A 21,261-nucleotide genomic window follows, 5' to 3' on the forward strand; every position below is an offset into this window, starting at 1 on the left:
GGGTTTTACACATGCATCGTATTTCAAGAACAAGAACCTACCGAGGTGATGCCCATGAACAGCCAAGTGGATGTAGAGCGTGCGCAAGACCTGGACAGGCGCATACGCGCCTATGAAGAACTGGAGAGGAGGGCGGACTGGCCCGGAGCGTTGACGGCGGTCGATTTCGTCGCGCTGACACTGCTGACGCTGGTGATGGTCGCCGGCGCTTATTTTCTGGGAGGCCATCCATGAGCCAGTCCAGAGAGCAGGAATTTCGCCTGGGCGCCGAACGTGGCGATACGCCCTTGCTGCCCAGCGAGCGGGTGTGGGGCTTCTGGGGCTTTGCCTACGCCAACTCGGCGTTGGCGGTGGCCACCTGGGTGTTCCTGATCGGCGGCGCGACCGCGCTGTTCGTCGGACCTTTGCAGGGCATCAGTGCGATCGTCATCGGTAACATCATCGGCGTGATTCTCGCGGCATCGTCCACCTGCCTGCCGTGCGGCAAATACGGCGTCGAGCAATTCACCTACTTGCGCAGCATGTTCGGCCTCAACGGCAGCCGCCTGGTCTACATCCTGTCGGTGGTCGTGCTGACCATGGGCTGGCTGGCGGTGCTGGGGCTGATGTGCGGGCGGGCGCTGGACAACCTGGAGACCCTGGTGCAGCACAGCCAGCCCGACGGCGACGGCTGGCTGGTCACAGGGGGCGCCTTGCTGGCCATCGGCCTCGCGGCGCTGGTCGCCATGCGTGGGCCCGACATGATCCGTCGCTTGAGCGCGGTGATCGCACCCAGCCTGATCCTGCTCATGCTGGCGCTGATGTATTTCATTTCCCAACGCTTCAGCTTCGCCGAACTGCTGGCCATGCCGCCGTTGCAGCCGCCCTTTGCCGATCAGCGCGTCAACTACATGATCGCGGTGGAAATCAATATCGCGGCCGGTTTCTCCTGGTGGCCCTACATCGGCAACCTGTCACGGTTGTGCAGCAACCAACGCACGGCGTTCTGGCCCAACCTGGTGGGCATCTTCGGCGCCGCCGCACTGGGCGAAACCGTCAGCCTGTTCGCCGCCTCCACCCTGGGCAGCAGCGACCCGACCACCTGGATGCGCCTGGCGGGGGGTGTGGGGTTCGGCGTGGTGGCGCTGGGGTTGATGGCGCTGGCCAACCTGACAGGCATGGTCAACATCCTCTACACGGCGGTCATCGGCCTGCGCCAATTGGCCGGGGAGCGCTTGCGCAGCGTGCGCTGGGGGGCATTGATCGGGTTGTTCTGCGTGATCCCGATCATCATCGTGCTGTGCTTTCCGGGCATCTACGACGGCTTCTTCATCTTCCTGGTCTGGACCTCTGCGCTGAACAGTGCGCTGGCGGGCATCGGCATCGCCGATTACTTCTTCCTGCGTCACCAGCGGGTGAACCTGCGCCATATCTATGCCGCGCAAGGCACGTCGCCCGTGCGTTTCTGCAAGGGGTTCAACCCTGTCGCGCTGGTGGCGCTGGTGGCGGGGTTCGCGATCTACGTGGTGGTGTTCAACCCACAGACGCTGGCCTACACCGACTTCTTCACCTTCGCTACCGCATCGCTGCCGTCCTGTCTGCTGGCGGGGCTGGTTCACTACGGGCTGACCCGGCTATTGGCAACGCGGCTGGGCTGGGGCGGCTACCCCAAGGGCAATGAACGCACCATCGAGGCCGCAGGCTTCGGCGCAAAGGACTAAAACCATGAACAAGCATTATGACTACATCATCATTGGTGCAGGCTCGGCTGGCTGCGTGCTGGCCAACCGCCTGACCGAGGACGCCGGCACTTCGGTGCTGGTCCTGGAGTTCGGCGGCAGCGACCGCAGCGTGCTGATCCAGATGCCCAGCGCGTTCTCATTGCCGATGAACACCAAGAAGTACAACTGGCGCTACGAGACCGTCGCCGAACCGCACCTGGACGGTCGACGCCTGCACTGCCCACGGGGCAAGGTGCTCGGCGGTTCCTCCTCGATCAACGGCCTGGTCTACATCCGTGGCCATGCCTGTGACTTCGACGAATGGGAAAGCCTGGGCGCGAAAAACTGGGGCTATCGAAATTGCCTGCCGTACTTCAAGCGCGCCGAGACCTTCAAGTTCGGTGGTGATGACTATCGCGGCAGCGCGGGGCCGCTGGCCACCAACAACGGCAACAACATGCAGAACCCGTTGTACGGCGCCTGGGTAGAGGCCGGTGCCGAGGCCGGCTACATCAAGACCGACGACTGCAATGGCTACATGCAGGAAGGCTTCGGGGCCATGCACATGACGGTGAAGGACGGTGTGCGCTGGTCCACCGCCAACGCCTACCTGCGCCCGGCCATGACCCGCCCCAACCTGACCGTCGTCACCCATGCGATGACCCGGCGCATCCTGCTCGAGGGCAAGCGTGCGGTGGGCGTGGAGTACGACGAAGGCGGCGTGACCCACAAGGTCTACTGCAACCGCGAGGTGCTGGTATCGTCCGGCCCGATCGGCTCGCCGCATCTGTTGCAGCGTTCGGGCATCGGCCCTCAAGCGGTGCTGGAAAAGGCCGGTATCGAGGTGCGCCACCACCTGCCGGGGGTCGGCGAAAACCTTCAGGACCATTCGGAAATCTACATCCAGTACGCCTGCAAGGAACCGGTCACGCTCAACGGCAAGATGAGCCTGCTGGGCAAGGCAATGATCGGCCTGCGCTGGTTGCTGTTCAAAGACGGCCTGGGTGCCAGCAACCACTTCGAGGCGGGCGGATTCATCCGCTCGTCCAAGGGCCTGCGTTGGCCGGACATCCAGTTCCACTTCCTGCCGGCGGCGATGCGCTACGACGGCGACAAACCATTCAAGGGGCATGGCTTCATGGTGCTGACCGGGCCCAACAAGCCCAAGAGCCGTGGCCATGTACGGGCGCTGTCGGCGGACCCTTACCAGCACCCGGAAATCCGCTTCAACTACCTGGAGAGTGAAGAGGATCGCGAGGGCTTTCGCCGCTGCGTGCGCCTGACCCGGGAAATCATCGCCCAACCGGCGATGGACCGCTTCCGCGGCGAAGAGCTGGCGCCGGGGCCGCAGGTGCAGACCGATGAACAGATCGATGCGTTCGTGCGCGCCAACATGGAAAGCACCATGCACCCCTGCGGTTCCTGCCGCATGGGCGAGGATGACATGGCGGTGGTCGACTCCTCACTGCGTGTCCGTGGCCTGCAGGGGCTGCGAGTGATCGACTCGTCGGTGTTCCCCAGCGAGCCCAACGGCAACCTCAACGCACCGACCATCATGCTCGCCGAACGTGCCGCCGACCTGGTGCGCGGGCGCGAGCCGCTGGCGCAGGCTGACGTGCCGGTTGGCCTGGTCGAGGGGTGGGAAGAGCAACAGCGCAGTGGTGCGCCCAAACGCAAAGTCCATACGGTTCGATAGGAACGGGCTTGATGTGGGAGCGGGCTTGCCCCGCGATTGCGATCTGTCTGTCAGGTGGTCTCGCGGGGCAAGCCCGCTCCTACAGCAAGCCCCACAGCAAAGCCAATCTTGGCTGCTGGCGTGCGGACTGAATGCGTTCCATTGGAACGAAACCGCTACAGCGGCCCCGCGCTCGGGGTTTACGACGCTTTAACGCCGCTGGGGTGCCTGAATAACCACTTTTCTTGGAGCGACTTCATTACACCGAATAACGACAACACCGCCTGAAACCGCGCATTTTCGCTTGGCATAGACCTTGCTCTTTCATGGGGACTCAGCCGCACGGGCTGAGGTGTTTGAACTTGTGACGTTATAAAAACAATTAAACTAGCAAGGTAAAGCCTCATGAAAAAAACAATACCGGGTCCGCCTGACGGCGAAGCGCACGAACTCCAACGCAATCTCTCCAACCGGCATATCCAGCTGATCGCCATCGGCGGCGCCATCGGCACTGGCCTGTTCATGGGCTCGGGCAAGACCATCAGCCTGGCAGGGCCCTCGATCATCTTTGTCTACATGGTCATCGGCTTCATGCTGTTCTTTGTCATGCGGGCAATGGGCGAGTTGCTGCTGTCCAACCTCAAGTACAAGTCGTTCATCGACTTCTCCGCCGATCTCCTGGGCCCCTGGGCGGGCTTTTTCACCGGCTGGACCTACTGGTTTTGCTGGATCGTCACCGGCATTGCCGATGTCATCGCGATCTCCGCCTATTCACAATTCTGGTTCCCGGATATTGCGCAATGGTTGCCGGCGCTCAGTTGCGTGGGCCTGTTGCTGTCGCTCAACCTGATGACGGTGAAGATGTTCGGTGAACTGGAATTCTGGTTCGCCATGATCAAGATCGTGGCCATCTGCGCCCTGGTCTGCACCGGCCTTTACATGGTGGTCGCGGCCTATCAGTCGCCGGCTGGCAATGTCGCGTCGCTGACCAACCTCTGGAATGACGGCGGCATGTTTCCCCACGGCGCCATGGGCTTCTTCGCCGGTTTCCAGATCGCGATCTTTGCCTTTGCCGGGATCGAGCTGGTAGGTACCACGGCAGCAGAAACCAAGAACCCCGAGCGCAACCTGCCCCGGGCGATCAATTCGATTCCGCTGCGCATCATCGTGTTCTATGTGTTTGCGTTGATCGCCATCATGGCGGTTACGCCCTGGCGTGATGTCGTTGCCAACAAGAGCCCCTTTGTCGAGTTGTTTGTCCTGGCGGGCCTGCCGGCGGCGGCCGGGATCATCAACTTCGTGGTGCTCACCTCTGCCGCGTCCTCGGCCAACAGCGGCGTGTTTTCCACTAGCCGCATGCTCTACGGCCTGGCGGTGGATGGTGATGCGCCTGGCAAGTTCAAGGCCTTGTCCCGCCGTGCAGTGCCCTCCAACGGCCTGATCTTTTCCTGTATTTGCCTGTCAGCCGGGGCGCTGGTGATCTACCTGGTGCCGAACATGCTCGACGCCTTCACCCTGATCACTACGGTGTCGGCGATCCTGTTTATGTGCGTGTGGTCGATGATCCTGTTGTCGTACCTGGCGTATCGCAAGCAGCGGGAGCACCTGCATCGTGCCTCGAAATACCGGATGCCGGGTGGAGTCTTCATGAGCTGGACCTGCCTGGTGTTCTTCGCGGCCATGCTGGTGTTGCTGGCGCTGGAAGATGACACCCGCCAGGCATTGGTCTTCGTGCCGGTGTGGTTTGTGATCCTCGGCCTTGCCTATCGCTCGATCCGCCAGAAAAAGATGGAGGGCGCGCAGTTGTCCTACGACGCGGACTGATCGCTACAGCCAGGTTTTCACTCGGGGGGACAGCACAAGCGGGCTGTCCCCCCGTCGTCTTTGCACCACGAGGGAGTCGTCATGCGCATCCACGTCACTTTCATCGACCGCGTTGGCATTACCCAGGAGATCCTGGCTTTGCTGGGCGCGCGAAACCTCAACCTGGACGCGGTGGAGATGATCCCGCCCAACGTCTATATCGATGCACCGGCGTTGTCACAGGCGGTGCTCGACGAGCTGAACGACGCCTTGCTGCGGGTGATCGGGGTCCAGGCGGTGGAGCTTGTGGATTTTCTCCCCGGCCAGCGCCGGCACCTGCAATTGGAGGCGTTGCTTGCGGCGATGAGCGATCCGGTACTGGCGGTGGACCCTTTTGGTCATGTGCTGCTGGCCAACCCCACGCTGGTCAGCCTGGTGGGCCGCGAGCCCGCCGGTGAGCCGTTGTCCTTGCTGTTCGCCGAATCCGATCTGGCACAGACCCTGATTACCAAGGGCTTTCGCCTGCCCATGTGCGAGGTGAGCTTGCAGGGCCAGGCGCTGTTGCTTGAAGCCACGCCCATCAGTGGCGGGGCCGATGCCTTGGTCGGCGGCCTGCTGACCCTGTATCCGCCCAGCCGTATCGGTGAGCGCCTGGCGTCGCTGCTGCACGATCATGCCGAGGGGGTGCAGGCGCTGCTGGGCGAGTCGGCGCCGCTCAAGGAACTCAAGGCGCGCCTGCACAAAGTGGCGAGCCTGGAGGCGCCGCTGTTGATCCAGGGGGAAACCGGCACCGGCAAGGAGCTGGTGGCGCGAGCCTGCCATGCCTTGAGCGCGCGTCGCGATGCGTCCTTCCTGGCGTTGAACTGCGCGGCCTTGCCGGAGAGCCTGGCCGAGAGCGAATTGTTCGGCTATGCCGCGGGGGCGTTTACCGGCGCTCAGCGGGGCGGCAAGCCGGGCCTGCTGGAACTGGCCGACGGCGGCACGGTGTTCCTGGATGAGGTGGGCGAAATGTCGCCTTACCTGCAAGCCAAGCTGCTGCGCTTTCTCAGTGACGGCAGCTTTCGCCGGGTCGGTGGTGGTGGCGAGGTGCAGGTGAATGTACGGGTGGTCTGCGCCACGCACCGGAACCTGGAAAGCATGGTGGTCGAGGGCAGCTTTCGTGAAGACCTCTATTACCGCCTCAATGTGCTTAACGTGAGGGTGCCCCCGTTGCGCGAGCGCGGCCGGGACATTCTGATGCTGGCCGAGCATTTCCTGCGCCAGGCCTGCGCGCAGATCCAGCGCGCGCCGTGCCGCCTGGCCCTGGCGACCCATCCACTGCTGCTGGGCAACCACTGGGCGGGCAACGTTCGCCAGTTGCAGAACGTGATCTTCCGTGCCGCGGCCATCAGCGAAGGCGAGGTGATCGACTGCGACGACCTGGAGCTGGCGGGTACGGCCCTGAACACCCTCCAGCCCGACACACCGCACGTCACCAGCCTGGAAGCCGCCGTGCAGGGCTTCGAGAAGTCGCTGCTGGAGACGATGTACGCAGCCTATCCCTCGACCCGGCTCCTGGCCGTGCGCCTGCAGACATCCCACACCGCCATCGGCCAGCGCTTGCGCAAGTACGGCATCGCCAGCCGGGTCTAGCCGCGGCCCGGATTGAATACGCTCCACTGGAGTGATTGTGCTCCAGCGGGGCGTGAGCCAAGGCTTCATTGGCCGACCCCGTGGGGGGACGCTGCCGGGCCGGTTAAACGGAGCGATTTCGCTCCAGCACCCAGGCTGTGGATTCACTGCTTTTGTCGTTTAACTCATTGAAATACATGAATATTTAATAGTTGGCATTGCCCTTGCTCTTGTATCAATCAGTCCTGCACCAGGGCGCATCTGATAACAAGAGAGGAAGATCCATGAGCACGCTGCGTTTTACTCCCGAACACGAATGGCTTCGCCTGGAATCGACCGGCGAACTGACCGTCGGCATCACCACCTACGCGCAGGAGGCCCTGGGTGATGTGGTGTTCGTACAGCTGCCGGAGCCGGGCGAGTACGGGGAGGGCAATGAGGTCGCGGTGCTGGAGTCGGTGAAGGCCGCCAGCAACATCAGCATGCCCCTGAGCGGGACCGTGGTGGCGGTCAACCAGGCCCTGGCGGATGACCCCGAGCTGGTCAATGCCTCGCCGATGCAGGATGGCTGGTTCTTCCGCATCCAGGTGGCCAACCTTGCCGACCTCGACACCTTGATGGACCAGGAAGGCTACGACCGCTTCCTGGCCGACAACGCCTGAGTCAGGGGGCCGACATGACGCATGCATCCATCCCACTGAAAACCGAAAACGAGTTCATCGCCCGTCACATCGGCCCGCGCGAGGGCGACATCGACGCCATGCTGGCACTGACCGGCCATGACACCCTCGACAGCCTGATCGACAGCGTCATCCCCGACAGCATCAAGGGCACCAGCGTGCTCGAGCTGAGCAAGGGGCAGGGCGAGGCCGAGGCACTGGCCTCGCTCAAGGCCATCGCGGCGAAGAACCAGCTGTTTCGCAATCACATCGGCCAGGGCTATTACCCTTGCCACACCCCCACGCCGATCCTGCGCAACCTGTTGGAGAACCCGGCCTGGTACACCGCGTACACCCCGTATCAGCCGGAGATTTCCCAGGGCCGGCTGGAAGCGCTGCTGAACTTCCAGACCCTGATCAGTGACCTGACCGGTATGGAAATTGCCAACGCCTCGCTGCTTGACGAGGCCACCGCCGCGGCCGAAGCCATGACCTTCTGCAAGCGCTTGGCGAAGAGCAAGGCCCCGGCCTTTTTCGTCTCCCGGCATTGTCACCCGCAAACCCTCGACGTGCTGCGTACCCGTGCCGAGCCGCTGGGTATCGAGGTGGTCATTGGCGATGAGTCGGCGCTGGCGAACCAGGAACTGGACGGCTATTTCGGGCTGCTGCTGCAGTACCCGGCCAGCACCGGAGCGATTGCCGATCATCGCGCGCTGGTAGAGCGCGCCCATGCAACCGGCGCGCTGGTGGCGGTGGCCGCTGACCTGCTGGCCCTGACCCTGCTGACGCCGCCGGGTGAATTCGGTGCCGACGTGGTCGTGGGCAGTGCCCAGCGTTTTGGCGTGCCGCTGGGTTTTGGCGGCCCGCATGCGGCCTACTTTGCCACCCGTGACAGCTTCAAGCGGGACATGCCCGGGCGCCTGGTCGGGGTGTCCATCGACCGCTTCGGCAAGCCGGCCTTGCGCCTGGCCATGCAGACCCGCGAGCAACACATTCGCCGTGAGAAAGCCACCAGTAACATCTGCACCGCGCAGGTGCTGCTGGCCAACATCGCCAGCATGTACGCGGTCTACCACGGCCCGCAGGGCCTGGCGCAGATCGCCCGGCGTGTGCATCGCCTGACGGCGATCCTGGTGCGGGGGTTGCAGCAACTCGGCCACCGGGTCGAACAACAGCACTTCTTCGACACCGTCAGCGTGGTGCCCGCAGGCCCAGTGGCCGAGGTCCTGGCTGCCGCCACGGGCGCACGCCTGAACCTGCGGCGGATCGACGCGCAACGCGTCGGCCTGTCGCTGGATGAAACCTGCGAGCAGGGCGCCGTCGAGGCCCTGTGGCAGGTCTTCGGCCAGCCTGGCCAGGCGCTGCCGGACTTCGCCCGATTGGCGGGCGACACCGGCGATTGCCTGCCCGCGCAACTGCTGCGCGAATCGCCATTCCTCCAGCATCAGGTGTTCAACCGATACCATTCGGAAACCGAGCTGATGCGCTATCTGCGGCGCCTGGCCGACAAGGACCTGGCCCTGGACCGCAGCATGATCGCATTGGGCTCATGCACCATGAAGCTCAACGCCGCCAGTGAAATGATCCCGATCACCTGGCCCGAGTTCGGTGCCTTGCACCCGTTCGCCCCGGCCGAGCAGTCGCTGGGCTACCGCCAGCTGACCGATGAGCTGGAGGCCATGCTCTGCGCGGCCACCGGTTATGACGCGATGTCCCTGCAGCCCAATGCCGGCTCCCAGGGCGAGTACGCGGGCCTGCTGGCGATCCGCGCCTACCACGCCAGCCGTGGCGAGGCGCAGCGTGATGTCTGCCTGATTCCGTCGTCGGCCCATGGCACCAACCCGGCCACGGCGCAGATGGCGGGCATGCGTGTGGTGGTGGTCAACTGCGATGAGCGCGGCAACGTCGATGTGGCAGACCTGCAAAGCAAGGCCGAGCAGCACTGCAACCGCCTGGCGGCACTGATGATCACCTATCCCTCGACCCACGGTGTATTCGAGGACGGTATCACCCGGATCTGCGACATCATTCATGAGCACGGCGGCCAGGTGTACCTGGACGGCGCCAACATGAACGCCATGGTCGGCCTGTGCGCCCCGGGCAAGTTCGGCGGCGACGTGTCGCACCTGAACCTGCACAAGACCTTCTGCATTCCCCACGGCGGTGGCGGCCCGGGCGTTGGCCCGATCGGCGTCAAGGCGCACCTGGCGCCGTTCCTGCCGGGGCACGCGCACATGCCGAGCAAGCACGGCGCGGTCAGCGCAGCGCCCTATGGCAGCGCCAGCATCCTGCCGATCACCTGGATGTACATCCGCATGATGGGCGGGGAAGGGCTCAAGCGCGCATCGCAGCTGGCGATCCTGAGCGCCAACTACATTGCCCGGCGCCTGGAGGAGCACTACCCGGTGCTCTACACCGGCGAAAACGGTCTGGTTGCCCACGAATGCATCCTCGACCTGCGCCCGCTCAAGGACAGCAGCGGCATCAGCGTCGAAGACGTGGCCAAGCGCCTGATCGACTTCGGCTTCCATGCCCCGACCATGTCCTTCCCGGTGGCTGGCACCTTGATGGTCGAGCCGACCGAGAGCGAGTCGAAGGAGGAACTGGACCGCTTCTGCGACGCCATGATCTGCATCCGCGAGGAAATCCGTGCGGTGGAAAACGGCACCCTGGACGCCCTCGACAATCCGCTGAAGAACGCCCCGCATACCGCCAGCGAACTGGTCGGCGAATGGCCTCATCGCTATGGCCGGGAACTGGCGGTGTACCCGCAGGCGGCGCTGCGGGAGAGCAAGTACTGGCCGCCCGTGGGGCGTGTGGACAACGTCTACGGCGACCGCAACCTGGCATGTGCCTGCCCGCCGATGTCGATCTACCAGGACGCTTGAAGACCCTCACGTAGGAGCGGGCTTGCCCCGCGATGCGATCTGACTGGCTGCACGCACTCGCGGGGCAAGCCCGCTCCTACCGATGCTTGAACACTAATAACAAGGAAAACCACCATGTTTCATAAAAGCCTGTCCCTCTCCGATTTCGACCCTGCACTGTCCGCCGCCATCCGCAGCGAGGCGCGCCGCCAGGAAGACCATATCGAGCTGATCGCCTCGGAAAACTACACCAGCCCGCAAGTGATGCAGGCCCAGGGCACCGAGCTGACCAACAAGTACGCTGAAGGCTACCCGGGCAAGCGCTACTACGGCGGTTGCGAGCACGTCGATGTGGTCGAGCAACTGGCCATCGACCGTGCCAAGGCGCTGTTCGGCGCAGGCTATGCCAATGTCCAGCCACACTCGGGGTCCCAGGCCAACGCTGCGGTCTATCTGGCCCTGCTGCAGGCCGGCGACACCCTGCTGGGCATGAGCCTGGCCCATGGCGGGCACCTGACCCACGGTGCCAAGGTCAGCGCCTCCGGCAAGCTCTACAACGCGGTGCAGTACGGCATCGACGCCAACGGCCTGATCGACTACGACGAGGTTGAGCGCCTGGCCGTCGAGCACCAGCCGAAGATGATCGTGGCGGGCTTCTCGGCCTATTCCAAGACCCTGGATTTTCCGCGTTTCCGTCAGATCGCCGACAAGGTCGGTGCCTATCTGTTCGTCGACATGGCCCACGTCGCCGGCCTGGTCGCGGCGGGCGTGTACCCCAATCCGCTGCCGTACGCCGATGTCGTCACCACCACCACCCACAAGACCCTGCGCGGGCCACGGGGCGGGCTGATTCTGGCCAAGGCCGATCCTGAGCTTGAGAAGAAGCTCAACTCGGCGGTGTTCCCCGGCGGCCAGGGCGGGCCGTTGATGCATGTGATCGCCGCCAAGGCCGTGTGCTTCAAGGAAGCACTGGAGCCCGGTTTCAAGGATTACCAGGTCCAGGTCATCCACAACGCCCAGGCCATGGCGGAAATCTTCCGTCAGCGCGGTTATGACGTGGTTTCCGGCGGCACCGACAACCACTTGTTCCTGGTCAGCCTGATCCGCCAGGGCATCACCGGCAAGGATGCCGATGCCGCGTTGGGCCGCGCGCATATCACCGTGAACAAGAACGCCGTGCCCAACGACCCGCAATCGCCGTTCGTGACCTCGGGCCTGCGCATCGGTACCCCGGCGGTGACCACCCGCGGCTTCCAGGTGCCGGAGTGCCGCGCCCTGGCGACCTGGATCTGCGACATCCTCGACCACCTCGGCGATGCCGACGTCGAGGCCCAGGTAGCCCGGCAAGTGGCCGAGCTGTGCAAGCTGTTCCCGGTTTATTCGGCCTGAACCCAGGGTGTGATGGCGGAGGCGTGTATGTCGCTGAGTGTTTTTGATCTGTTCAAGGTGGGCATCGGCCCGTCCAGTTCCCACACGGTCGGCCCGATGCGCGCGGCGGCGCGCTTTGTCGAAGGGCTCAGGGACCAGGGGTTGCTGGCCCAGGTGCACGGCGTGCGCGCCGAGCTGTATGGCTCGCTCGGCGCCACCGGCAAAGGTCACGGCAGTGACAAGGCGGTGCTGCTGGGGCTCGAGGGCGAGCACCCGGACACGGTCGAGACCGACAGGGTGGCCGATCGCCTGGGGGTGATCCGCGAGAGCGGAATGCTGTCGCTGCTGGGCGAGCAGCGCATTCGGTTCGTTGAGAAAGAGCACCTGGCGATGATCCGCAAGCCCTTGCCCTATCACCCCAACGGCATGATCTTGCGCGCCTTCGATGCGGCCGGGTTGCAGCTGTGCAGCCGCGAATACTACTCGGTGGGGGGCGGCTTCGTGGTGGACGAGGCGGCGGCAGGCGTGGATCGCATCGTCGAGGACCGCACGCCGTTGCGCTTCCCGTTTCTGAGCGGCCGCGAGCTGTTGGCACAGTGCGCCCAGCACGGGCTCTCGATCAGCCAGCTGATGGCCGAGAACGAGACCGCCTGGCGCGACCCGGAGCAGACGCGCCAGGGGTTGCTGCACATCTGGCAGGTGATGCAGGACTGCGTCAAGGCCGGTTGCCGCACCGAGGGCATCATGCCGGGCGGGCTCAAGGTCAGGCGCCGGGCGGCGGCGCTGTACCGGCAGTTGAGCGCCAGCCCTGAGGCGGGCCTGCGCGACAGTCTCTCGGTGCTCGACTGGGTCAACCTCTATGCCCTGGCGGTCAACGAGGAAAACGCCAGCGGCGGGCGGGTGGTCACCGCGCCCACCAACGGCGCGGCCGGAATCATCCCGGCAGTGCTCCATTACTACACGCGCTTCGTGCCGGGGGCCAACGAGGACGGGGTGGTGCGCTTTCTGCTCACCGCCGCCGCGATCGGCATTCTGTACAAGGAGAACGCCTCGATCTCCGGTGCCGAAGTCGGTTGTCAGGGGGAGGTCGGCGTGGCCTGTTCGATGGCAGCCGGCGCCTTGTGCGAAGTGCTTGGCGGAACCGTGCAGCAAGTGGAGAACGCCGCCGAAATCGGCATGGAGCACAACCTCGGGCTGACTTGCGACCCGATTGGCGGGCTGGTCCAGGTGCCTTGCATCGAGCGCAATGCCATGGGCTCGGTCAAGGCCATCAATGCCGCGCGCATGGCCCTGCGCGGGGACGGCCAGCACTTCGTCTCGCTCGACAAGGTGATCCGCACCATGCGCCAGACCGGCGCCGACATGAAAAGCAAATACAAAGAGACTGCCCGCGGCGGGCTGGCAGTCAACATCATCGAATGCTAGGAGTCACCCATGTCCACAGAACAACTACAACATACCCCGTTGCATGGCCTGCACCTGGAGCTGGGCGCGCGCATGGTGCCGTTCGCCGGCTTTGCCATGCCGGTCCAGTACCCGCTGGGGGTGCTCAAGGAACACCTGCACACCCGTGAACAGGCCGGCTTGTTCGATGTTTCGCACATGGGCCAGATCCGCCTGCGCGGTGCTGGTGCTGCCAGGGCCCTGGAAGCCCTGGTGCCGGTCGATATCATCGACCTGCCGGTGGGCATGCAGCGTTATGCGGTATTCACCAATGACGAGGGCGGCATCCTCGATGACCTGATGGTCGCCAACCTGGGCAATGACGAGCTGTTTCTGGTGGTCAACGCCGGCTGCAAGGATCAGGACCTGACCCACTTGAAGCAGCACCTGGAAGGGCAGTGCGAGGTCGAGTCGCTGTTCGACTGCCGCGCCTTGCTCGCCCTGCAAGGGCCGGCGGCGGCCAAGGTACTGGCACGCCTGGCGCCTGAGGTGGGCCAGATGACGTTCATGCAGTTTGCCCCTGTGAGGTTGCTCGGCGTCGACTGCTACGTCAGCCGCTCCGGCTACACCGGCGAGGATGGTTATGAAATTTCCGTGCCGGTGGAGGCAGCACAAATGCTGGCCCGTTCGCTGCTGGCCGAGGACGAGGTCGAGGCAATCGGCCTGGGTGCCCGTGATTCGCTGCGGCTGGAGGCGGGATTGTGCCTGTACGGCCATGACATGGAGCAGGGCACCACGCCGGTGGAGGCCAGCCTGACCTGGGCCATTTCCAAGGCCCGGCGCGTCGATGGCGCACGCGCCGGTGGCTTCCCCGGTGCCGAGCGCATTTTTGCGCAGCAGCGCGATGGCGTGTCGAGCAAGCGCGTCGGCCTGCTGCCCCAAGAGCGGGTGCCGGTACGTGAAGGTACGCTGATCGTCGATGCAAACGCCCAGGTGATCGGCCGTGTGACCAGTGGCGGTTTCGGCCCGAGCCTCGCTGGCCCGCTGGCGATGGGCTATGTGCAGAGCGAGTTCGCGGCGCTGGAGACCGAGGTCTTTGCCCAGGTGCGCGGCAAACTGATACCGATGGTCGTGGCCCGCACGCCGTTCGTGGCGCAACGTTACTACCGTGGCTGAAGGCCTGACTGGCGGAGCATGAACATGAATGAATCCCTGACTGTCACCCCACGGCCACAGCCCCTTGAGGCCGGGATAAAACTGCGCGGTGCCGAGAAAGTGGCCCGTATCCCGGTGAAGATCCTGCCCACCGAAGAGGTGCCGCGCAAGCCGGCCTGGATTCGCGTGGAGATCGCCACCTCACCGGAGGTGGCGCGGGTCAAGGCACTGCTGCGCAAGCACAAACTGCACAGCGTCTGCGAGGAAGCCTCGTGCCCGAACCTGGGCGAGTGCTTCTCTGGCGGCACGGCGACCTTCATGATCATGGGCGATATCTGTACCCGCCGATGCCCGTTCTGCGACGTCGGTCACGGCCGGCCCAAGCCGCTGGACGTCAACGAGCCACGCAACCTGGCCATCGCCATTGCCGAGCTGGGCCTGAAGTACGTGGTCATCACCTCGGTGGACCGCGACGACCTGCGCGACGGGGGCGCCCGGCACTTTGTCGAATGCCTGCGCGAAATCCGCGCACGCTCGCCGGGCATTCGCCTGGAAACGCTGGTGCCCGACTACCGGGGGCGCATGGACGTGGCCCTGGCGATCACCGAGCAGGAACCGCCGGATGTGTTCAACCACAACCTGGAGACCGTGCCGCGTCTGTACCGGGCGGCACGGCCAGGGTCGGACTTCGAGTGGTCGCTGGACCTGCTGGAGCAGTTCAAGCGGCGTGTACCGGGGGTGCCGACCAAGTCCGGGCTGATGCTCGGCCTGGGCGAGCGCGACGAGGAAGTGATCGAGGTGATGGAGCGCCTGCGCGAGCACCAGGTCGACATGCTGACCCTGGGGCAGTACCTGCAACCGTCACGCAGCCACCTGCCAGTGCAGCGCTTCGTGCATCCCGACACCTTTGCCTGGCTGGCTGAGCAAGCCTTGGCAATGGGGTTTCGGAACGTGGCGTCCGGGCCGCTGGTGCGCTCGTCCTATCATGCCGACCAGCAAGCGGATCACGCGGGGTAGCGCGGCTGCCGCCCAGGTGCTCAAGCGGCCTCAGACAATCCCGGTACCCTCCAGAATCCTTGGCCCCGGCCCGTCCTTGCCCAAGGCGTCGCCGGGGTTGCGCAACGGGCAATCCTCCAGAGACAGGCAACCGCAACCGATGCAGTTGTCGAGGCTGTCGCGCAAGGCCTCCAGGGTCCTGATTCTGGCGTTGAGGTTTTCGCGCCAGGCCGACGACATTTCGCGCCATTGGGCGGCGCTCAGTTTGCTGTTCGGGGGGTAGCGGCCCAGCGCGCTCTTGATTTCCTCGAGCGGGATGCCGGTGCGCTGCGCCACTTTGATGATGGCAATGCTGCGCAGCACCAGGGCAGGATAACGCCGTTGATTGCCGGCACTGCGCGTGCTGGCGATCAATCCTTTCGATTCGTAGAAGTGCAGGGTAGACACCGCTACGCCGCTGCGCCGGGCCACCTCGCCGACCGAGAGCGAGCGCAGGCCATCAAGGTTCTTTTCAACTGCCACGCCTGTTGACCTCAAGTAAAGTTGAGGTTTTATAGTCCCGCCCGATCTTTCCTGCAACAGTTTTCCACCGCCGGTGCGCAATGCTCCGCGCGGTGAGCACACCAAGGTTGAATGGAGCCAAGCATGGGCAAACGGATGTTGTTGGGCGTGGGTGTCGCGGTGTTAGGTGCACTGGTCATCCTCATTGCACAGCCCGCACAGGAGTCTTCAGCCCGGGCAATGACGGCGTGGCCCTTGACCAAAGTGGCGCTGGCCACGGTCACGCAGACGGCGGCGCCACGCGAGGCGTTCGCCGCCGGCGAGCTGGAGGCGGCCCACCAGGTGCAGGTGGCGGCAGAAACACCGGGGCGCATTACCCACATCGCCTTCACGTCCGGGCAAGCGGTCAAGGCAGGGCAGCTGCTGGTGCAGCTCAATGACGCGCCGGAGCAAGCCGAACGCTTGCGCTTGCACGCAGTGCTGGTCAATGCCCGGACGCTGTTCCAGCGTTCGCATACGTTGCGGGCGAAAAATGCCGTTTCCCAGGAGGCGCTCGACAACGCCACGGCGACCTTTGAGATGGCCAAGGGTGAGCTGCAGAAGATTGACGCGTTGATTGCGCAAAAGGCCATCCGCGCACCCTTTGCAGGGAAAGTCGGCATTCGCCGCGTGCATCAAGGCCAGTATGTGCAGGCAGGCGAGGCTGTCGTCAGCCTGGTGGACGCCCGGCATCTGCATGTGAATTTCACCCTGCATGAAAAGGCTGCGGCTGATCTTCGTGTCGGGCAGGGGGTTGAACTGAGTGTCGATGCGCTGCCCCATCGCGAGCTGTCCGCCCAGGTCAATGCCATCGACCCGATGATCGGCAAGTCGCGTTCGGTGCAGGTTCAAGCATCGCTTGCCAATCCGGATGGCCAGTTGCAGGCCGGCATGTACGCCAGCGTGCGCCTTGGCGCAGCGGTGCCGACGATGGTCGTGGCGGTGCCGGAAACCGCGGTGACCTACACCGCCTACGGGCAAACGGTGTTCCTGGCCAGCGAGGGCGCGGACCGCAGCCTGACGGTCAGCCGCATCCAGGTCACCACGGGCGAGCGCTGGAACGGCCAGGTGGAAGTCACCTCGGGGTTGAAAGCGGGCGATCGGGTCGTGGTCTCCGGCCAGCTCAAACTGAGTGATGGAATGCCGGTCGAAGCGGCCGCTGAGGACAGCTTGCAGGCGGCCGTGGGGAGTCGTGAGTCATGAAGGTCACTGACATCTTTGTGCGTCGTCCTGTGCTCGCCCTGGTGGTCAGCAGCCTGATCGTGCTCATGGGCCTGTTCGCCCTGGGCAAACTGCCGGTGCGTCAGTACCCGTTGCTGGAAAGCTCCACCATCACGATCAGTACCGAGTACCCCGGCGCCTCTGCCGAACTGATGCAGGGCTTTGTGACCCAGCCGATCACCCAGGCGGTTTCTTCGGTCGAAGGCATCGACTACCTCTCGTCATCGTCCGTACAAGGGCGCAGCCTGGTGACCCTGCGCATGACCCTGAACCGTGATTCGACCCAGGCATTGGCCGAGACCATGGCCAAGGTCAACCAGGTGCGCTATCGCTTGCCCGACGATGCCTACGACCCTGTGGTCGAGCTGTCGGCAGGCGACTCCACCGCCGTTGCCTATGTCGGTTTTTCCAGCCAGACGCTGTCTATTCCCGAGCTGAGCGACTACCTGTCACGGGTGGTGGAGCCGCAGTTCGCCGGCATCGAGGGTGTTGCCAAGGTGCAAAGCTTCGGCGGCCAGAACCTGGCGATGCGCTTGTGGCTGGACAGCGACCGCATGGCCGGGCGGGGGGTGACCGCCGCTGATGTCGCGCAAGCGGTTCGCCGCAACAACTATCAGGCGACGCCCGGCCAGGTGCGCGGCCAGTTCGTGCTGGCCGACATCAGCATTGATACCGACCTGACCAGCGTCGAGACCTTCCGCGAGATGATCATTCGCAACGATGGAACGGCCCTCGTGCGCCTGCGCGATGTCGGGACCGTCGAGCTAGGTGCCTCGGCCACCCGCACCAGTGCGTCGATGAACGGTGAGCCGGCCGTGCACCTGGGGCTGTACCCCACGCCTTCCGGCAACCCACTGGTGATTGTCGACGGCATCCGCACGCTGCTGCCGCAGATCCAGAAAACCCTGCCGCCCGGGGTGCAGGTCGCCTTGGCCTATGAGACCGCGCGCTTTATCGAAGCCTCGATCGAGGAGGTGATGACGACGTTGCTGGAGGCCGTGCTGATCGTCGTGCTGGTGATCTGGCTGTGCCTGGGGTCGCTGCGCAGCGTGGCGATTCCGGTGCTGGCGATTCCGCTGTCGATACTGGGCGCAACCGGCCTGATGCTGCTCTTCGGCTTCAGCATCAATTTGCTGACGCTGTTGGCGATGGTGCTGGCCATCGGTCTGGTGGTGGACGATGCCATCGTGGTGGTGGAGAACGTCCACCGTCATATCGAAGCGGGCCTGTCGCCCGTGGCTGCAGCGCTGGTCGGGGCCCGCGAGATCGCCGGGCCGGTGATCGCCATGACCCTGACGCTGGCCGCGGTGTATGCCCCCATCGGCCTGATCGGCGGACTGACGGGCACGCTGTTTCGCGAGTTTGCCCTGACCCTGGCGGGTGCGGTGATCGTTTCCGGCGTCGTCGCGCTGACCTTGTCGCCGGTGATGAGTTCGCTGCTGTTGCAGGCCGGGCAGCAGGAGGGGCGCATGGGCCAGTTGGCCACAAGGATGTTCGCCGCCCTGGCGGCTGTTTACGGGAGGGGGCTGGCCTATTCGTTGTCTCGGCGCTGGATCAGTGGTGCGGTGGTGCTACTGGTGTGCCTGAGCCTGCCGTGGCTGTACCTGACGCCGCAGCGGGAGCTGGCGCCGCCCGAGGATCAGGCAGCGGTACTCACGGCGATCAAGTCGCCCCAGTACGCCAACCTCGACTACGTCGAGCGTTTTGCAGGCAAGCTCGATCAGGTCATGAAAAGCCTTCCGGAAACCACCGATACCTGGATTATCAATGGCACCGACGGGCCGGCAGCCAGTTTTGGCGGCATCAACCTCAGCCTGTGGCAGGCACGGGAGCGGTCGGCCGATCAGGTCCAGGCCCAGTTGCAGCAAGCCGTGGGCGATGTCGAGGGCAGTAGCATCTTTGCCTTCCAGGTCGCGTCGTTACCAGGGTCCAGTGGCGGCTTGCCGGTGCAGATGGTGCTGCGCAGCGCACAGGACTACCCGGTGCTCTACCAGACCATGGAAACCCTCAAGCAGCAGGCCCGCAGCAGCGGCCTGTTTGCCGTGGTGGACAGCGATCTGGACTATAACAACCCGGTGGTCAACGTCAGTGTCGACCGCGCCAAGGCCGCCAGCCTGGGCATTGGCATGCAGGACATCGGCGATGCCCTGGCGGTACTGGTGGGGGAGCAGTACATCAACCGCTTTGCCTTGTATGGGCGCTCCTATGACGTGATCCCGCAAAGTACCCGCGACCAGCGCCTGACGCCCCAGGCACTGGCCCGGCAGTACGTGCGCACCGACAGCGGCGAGTTGATCCCGTTGTCTACCGTGGTCAGCCTGAACATGGCGGTGGCGCCCAACCGGCTGTTGCAGTTCGACCAACAGAACGCCAGCACCCTGCAGGCCATTCCCGCGCCCGGTGTCTCCCAGGGGCAGGCGGTGGCGTATCTGCAGGCGCTTGCCGAGCAGTTGCCGCCGGGGTTCAGCCACGACTGGCTATCGGAGTCGCGTCAGTATGTACAGGAGGGCAATGCGCTGGCATTGGCGTTTCTCGCCGCGATGGTGGTGATCTACCTGGTACTTGCCGCGCAGTACGAGAGCCTGGTCGATCCGCTGATCATTCTGGTCACCGTGCCGTTGTCCATCTGCGGTGCGCTGCTGCCGGTGGTGCTGGGCTGGGCCACGCTCAACATCTATACGCAGATCGGGCTGGTCACCTTGATTGGCTTGATCAGCAAGCACGGCATATTGATGGTGGAGTTCGCCAACGAAATCCAGGTGCGCGAGCAACTCGATCGGGCCGCGGCGATCATGCGTGCGGCGCAGATTCGACTGCGGCCGGTGCTGATGACCACGGCGGCGATGACCTTCGGTGTCGCACCGTTGCTGTTTGCCAGTGGCGCCGGAGCCAACAGCCGCTTTGGCCTGGGTGTTGTCATTGTCTGCGGGATGTTGGTCGGCACCTTGTTCACGTTGTTTGTGCTGCCCACGCTCTACTGCTGGCTGGCGCGCGATCATCGTGTGTACAGCGCGCGCCACCAGCAACTGGCACAAGCGGAGCACGACCTGGGTGTCGCTTGACCGTGGCAGGGCGACATTTGCCATCAAGCAGAGGAGTGAAGAGCCTGAACCTGCGCGCTGCTTGTCTCCTCGCAAGGTGGACGATAAAGCACTACAGCAGCGCGCAGCTTGTTACCGCCGAAAAGACTCATGCGCTGAAACTCCTGGTGGCTTACCGGAATGTGTTGGCAATCCAGGGCGTGACGATGCCGGCTATGGTCGATATCCGGATCATGCAGGTAAACAAAGTCTTCATCGCATCCGGTCACCATTACCCAATGGGGTGCTTTGCTTCGGGTCATGCGAAAGCAGCTGATCAGCACCAGCGGTTGTCCGCCCGCGGCGAGTAGAGCCGCTATGTCGATTTTCTTGCTGTGCACCTGTACCACGTCGCTGTTTTGCAGCTCAGTGCAGAGTTCCTCGTGTACCAGGCGGATCACGGCTTTTTTGTTCTCACTGCGCACGCCATTGAGAAACAGCGGGCCGTCGACACTCACCTGCAAGGTCACCCGAAACCCTCTGCGCCAGGCCGCCAATGCAAGCCCCTGCGGGCTGCAGCCGCCATGCCCGGAGGTCATGAATACCGTGGTTGCTTCGCGCCACAGCTGAACCTCTTCACGCCTGGCCAGCGCCCGCCCGGGTTGCAGCGCCGCCATGGCCATCAACAGGCAGGCCGGGCCACAGGTAAAGTCTGTGGTCTGTTGGTAGTAGGGTACCCGCCGCGCATTGCCGGACGGCTGCTCGATGATGCGTTTCTCATAGCGCAGGGCGTCGGCGTGATCCTGATAGTAGTCGTTGATGACTGCGAAGCGTCGATAGCCCACGCCTTCATAGAGCCTGATGGCTGTCTGGTTGTCGGGACGGACCTCAAGGCGCATGTAGGCGCAGTCAACGCTGCGCGCGGTGTGTTCCGCTTCTGCCAGCAGTCGCTTGCCCAGCCCTTGACCGCGAGCGGCGGGAGAAATGGCGATGGAGTAAAGGCGCGCAAGGGATGTTCCGCGGTGAAACAATAGCAAGGCGTAACCCATCAACTGCCCGGCGGCCTGAGCGACGATCAGGCTGGCGTGAGCCCGGCTGATCATCCATTGAAAACTTCGTGGCGATAGCCGGTCATGCTCGAAACACTGGTTCTCCAACGACAGTAACGAGGGCAGGTCTTCGGCACTGGCGTTGCGAAATATAAATTCCATACAGGTCACCGTAAAACTTTCGTAATGAAGCGGGACTTTTGCAAGTTTCCAT

General features: G+C 64.1%; 15 protein-coding genes. 13 read left to right on the top strand and 2 right to left on the bottom strand.

The annotated features are described in order from the left end of the window. Nucleotides 1–54 precede the first annotated feature (54 nt). The 11 genes from U9R80_RS12065 to lipA all read left to right on the top strand — a co-directional run bounded on the left by U9R80_RS12065 (nt 55) and on the right by lipA (nt 15,238). A complete protein-coding gene (locus tag U9R80_RS12065) occupies nt 55–234 on the top strand; it encodes a hypothetical protein (protein WP_301843008.1) in 180 nt (59 codons plus the stop codon). Beyond that, on the top strand, nt 231–1,700 hold the full coding sequence (locus tag U9R80_RS12070; RefSeq protein ID WP_301843009.1) for a cytosine permease: 1,470 nt from the start codon (nt 231–233) through the stop codon (nt 1,698–1,700). Before U9R80_RS12065 ends, U9R80_RS12070 begins: the two co-directional genes overlap by 4 nt. Before the next feature lie 4 nt (nt 1,701–1,704). Continuing rightward, nucleotides 1,705–3,396 carry a choline dehydrogenase gene (betA, locus tag U9R80_RS12075; RefSeq protein ID WP_301843010.1) on the top strand — a complete coding sequence of 564 codons (1,692 nt, stop codon included), beginning with the start codon at nt 1,705–1,707 and terminating at the stop codon, nt 3,394–3,396. Nucleotides 3,397–3,780: 384 nt separating this feature from the next. Then, the gene (gene cycA, locus U9R80_RS12080) at nt 3,781–5,199 is read left to right on the top strand and encodes a D-serine/D-alanine/glycine transporter (protein ID WP_301843011.1); all 1,419 of its coding nucleotides are present in this window, start codon (nt 3,781–3,783) and stop codon (nt 5,197–5,199) included. 81 nt (nt 5,200–5,280) lie between these two features. Next, the gene (locus tag U9R80_RS12085) at nt 5,281–6,810 is read left to right on the top strand and encodes a sigma-54-dependent transcriptional regulator (protein WP_301843012.1); all 1,530 of its coding nucleotides are present in this window, start codon (nt 5,281–5,283) and stop codon (nt 6,808–6,810) included. Between the two features lie 263 nt (nt 6,811–7,073). Continuing rightward, complete coding sequence (gcvH, locus tag U9R80_RS12090; protein WP_301843013.1) at nt 7,074–7,451, top strand: glycine cleavage system protein GcvH; 378 nt, start codon at nt 7,074–7,076, stop codon at nt 7,449–7,451. Between the two features lie 14 nt (nt 7,452–7,465). Continuing rightward, the gene (gcvP, locus tag U9R80_RS12095; protein WP_301843014.1) at nt 7,466–10,336 is read left to right on the top strand and encodes an aminomethyl-transferring glycine dehydrogenase; all 2,871 of its coding nucleotides are present in this window, start codon (nt 7,466–7,468) and stop codon (nt 10,334–10,336) included. A gap of 114 nt (nt 10,337–10,450) precedes the next feature. Next, the gene (gene glyA, locus U9R80_RS12100; protein WP_301843015.1) at nt 10,451–11,704 is read left to right on the top strand and encodes a serine hydroxymethyltransferase; all 1,254 of its coding nucleotides are present in this window, start codon (nt 10,451–10,453) and stop codon (nt 11,702–11,704) included. A gap of 27 nt (nt 11,705–11,731) precedes the next feature. Beyond that, nucleotides 11,732–13,108: an L-serine ammonia-lyase gene (locus U9R80_RS12105; protein ID WP_301843017.1), complete on the top strand. Its 1,377-nt coding sequence runs from the start codon at nt 11,732–11,734 to the stop codon at nt 13,106–13,108. 9 nt (nt 13,109–13,117) lie between these two features. Continuing rightward, the gene (gene gcvT, locus U9R80_RS12110; protein WP_301843018.1) at nt 13,118–14,242 is read left to right on the top strand and encodes a glycine cleavage system aminomethyltransferase GcvT; all 1,125 of its coding nucleotides are present in this window, start codon (nt 13,118–13,120) and stop codon (nt 14,240–14,242) included. Nucleotides 14,243–14,266: 24 nt separating this feature from the next. Beyond that, nucleotides 14,267–15,238 carry a lipoyl synthase gene (gene lipA / locus U9R80_RS12115; RefSeq protein ID WP_301843019.1) on the top strand — a complete coding sequence of 324 codons (972 nt, stop codon included), beginning with the start codon at nt 14,267–14,269 and terminating at the stop codon, nt 15,236–15,238. A gap of 30 nt (nt 15,239–15,268) precedes the next feature. On the opposite strand, the gene soxR is transcribed toward lipA, so the two are convergent. Further along, a complete protein-coding gene (soxR, locus tag U9R80_RS12120) occupies nt 15,269–15,739 on the bottom strand; it encodes a redox-sensitive transcriptional activator SoxR (RefSeq protein ID WP_301843020.1) in 471 nt (156 codons plus the stop codon). 123 nt (nt 15,740–15,862) lie between these two features. On the opposite strand from soxR, the gene U9R80_RS12125 reads away from it, so the two are divergent. Together U9R80_RS12125 and U9R80_RS12130 are read left to right on the top strand one after the other, a co-directional pair. After that, entirely contained in the window at nt 15,863–16,960 is a 1,098-nt protein-coding gene (locus U9R80_RS12125) for an efflux RND transporter periplasmic adaptor subunit (RefSeq protein WP_301843022.1), read from the top strand. Then, complete coding sequence (locus U9R80_RS12130; RefSeq protein ID WP_301843024.1) at nt 16,957–20,040, top strand: MexW/MexI family multidrug efflux RND transporter permease subunit; 3,084 nt, start codon at nt 16,957–16,959, stop codon at nt 20,038–20,040. Before U9R80_RS12125 ends, U9R80_RS12130 begins: the two co-directional genes overlap by 4 nt. 23 nt (nt 20,041–20,063) lie before the next feature. Here the strand turns inward: U9R80_RS12130 and rimI are convergent, their stop codons facing one another. After that, complete coding sequence (rimI, locus tag U9R80_RS12135; protein ID WP_301843026.1) at nt 20,064–21,209, bottom strand: ribosomal protein S18-alanine N-acetyltransferase; 1,146 nt, start codon at nt 21,207–21,209, stop codon at nt 20,064–20,066. Between the last annotated feature and the right edge of the window lie 52 nt (nt 21,210–21,261).

Source organism: Pseudomonas sp. JQ170C (assembly GCF_035581345.1).
GTDB lineage: Bacteria > Pseudomonadota > Gammaproteobacteria > Pseudomonadales > Pseudomonadaceae > Aquipseudomonas.

Bases quoted from the DNA above. Each gene is read 5' to 3' on its own strand.
- U9R80_RS12085 (WP_301843012.1), top strand. From the start codon at position 5,281: ATGCGCATCCACGTCACTTTCATCGACCGCGTTGGCATTACCCAGGAG.
- betA (WP_301843010.1), top strand. From the start codon at position 1,705: ATGAACAAGCATTATGACTACATCATCATTGGTGCAGGCTCGGCTGGC.
- U9R80_RS12065 (WP_301843008.1), top strand. From the start codon at position 55: ATGAACAGCCAAGTGGATGTAGAGCGTGCGCAAGACCTGGACAGGCGC.
- glyA (WP_301843015.1), top strand. From the start codon at position 10,451: ATGTTTCATAAAAGCCTGTCCCTCTCCGATTTCGACCCTGCACTGTCC.
- U9R80_RS12070 (WP_301843009.1), top strand. From the start codon at position 231: ATGAGCCAGTCCAGAGAGCAGGAATTTCGCCTGGGCGCCGAACGTGGC.
- gcvH (WP_301843013.1), top strand. From the start codon at position 7,074: ATGAGCACGCTGCGTTTTACTCCCGAACACGAATGGCTTCGCCTGGAA.
- gcvT (WP_301843018.1), top strand. From the start codon at position 13,118: ATGTCCACAGAACAACTACAACATACCCCGTTGCATGGCCTGCACCTG.
- lipA (WP_301843019.1), top strand. From the start codon at position 14,267: ATGAATGAATCCCTGACTGTCACCCCACGGCCACAGCCCCTTGAGGCC.
- U9R80_RS12130 (WP_301843024.1), top strand. From the start codon at position 16,957: ATGAAGGTCACTGACATCTTTGTGCGTCGTCCTGTGCTCGCCCTGGTG.
- gcvP (WP_301843014.1), top strand. From the start codon at position 7,466: ATGACGCATGCATCCATCCCACTGAAAACCGAAAACGAGTTCATCGCC.
- rimI (WP_301843026.1), bottom strand. From the start codon at position 21,209: ATGGAATTTATATTTCGCAACGCCAGTGCCGAAGACCTGCCCTCGTTA.
- U9R80_RS12125 (WP_301843022.1), top strand. From the start codon at position 15,863: ATGGGCAAACGGATGTTGTTGGGCGTGGGTGTCGCGGTGTTAGGTGCA.
- cycA (WP_301843011.1), top strand. From the start codon at position 3,781: ATGAAAAAAACAATACCGGGTCCGCCTGACGGCGAAGCGCACGAACTC.
- U9R80_RS12105 (WP_301843017.1), top strand. From the start codon at position 11,732: ATGTCGCTGAGTGTTTTTGATCTGTTCAAGGTGGGCATCGGCCCGTCC.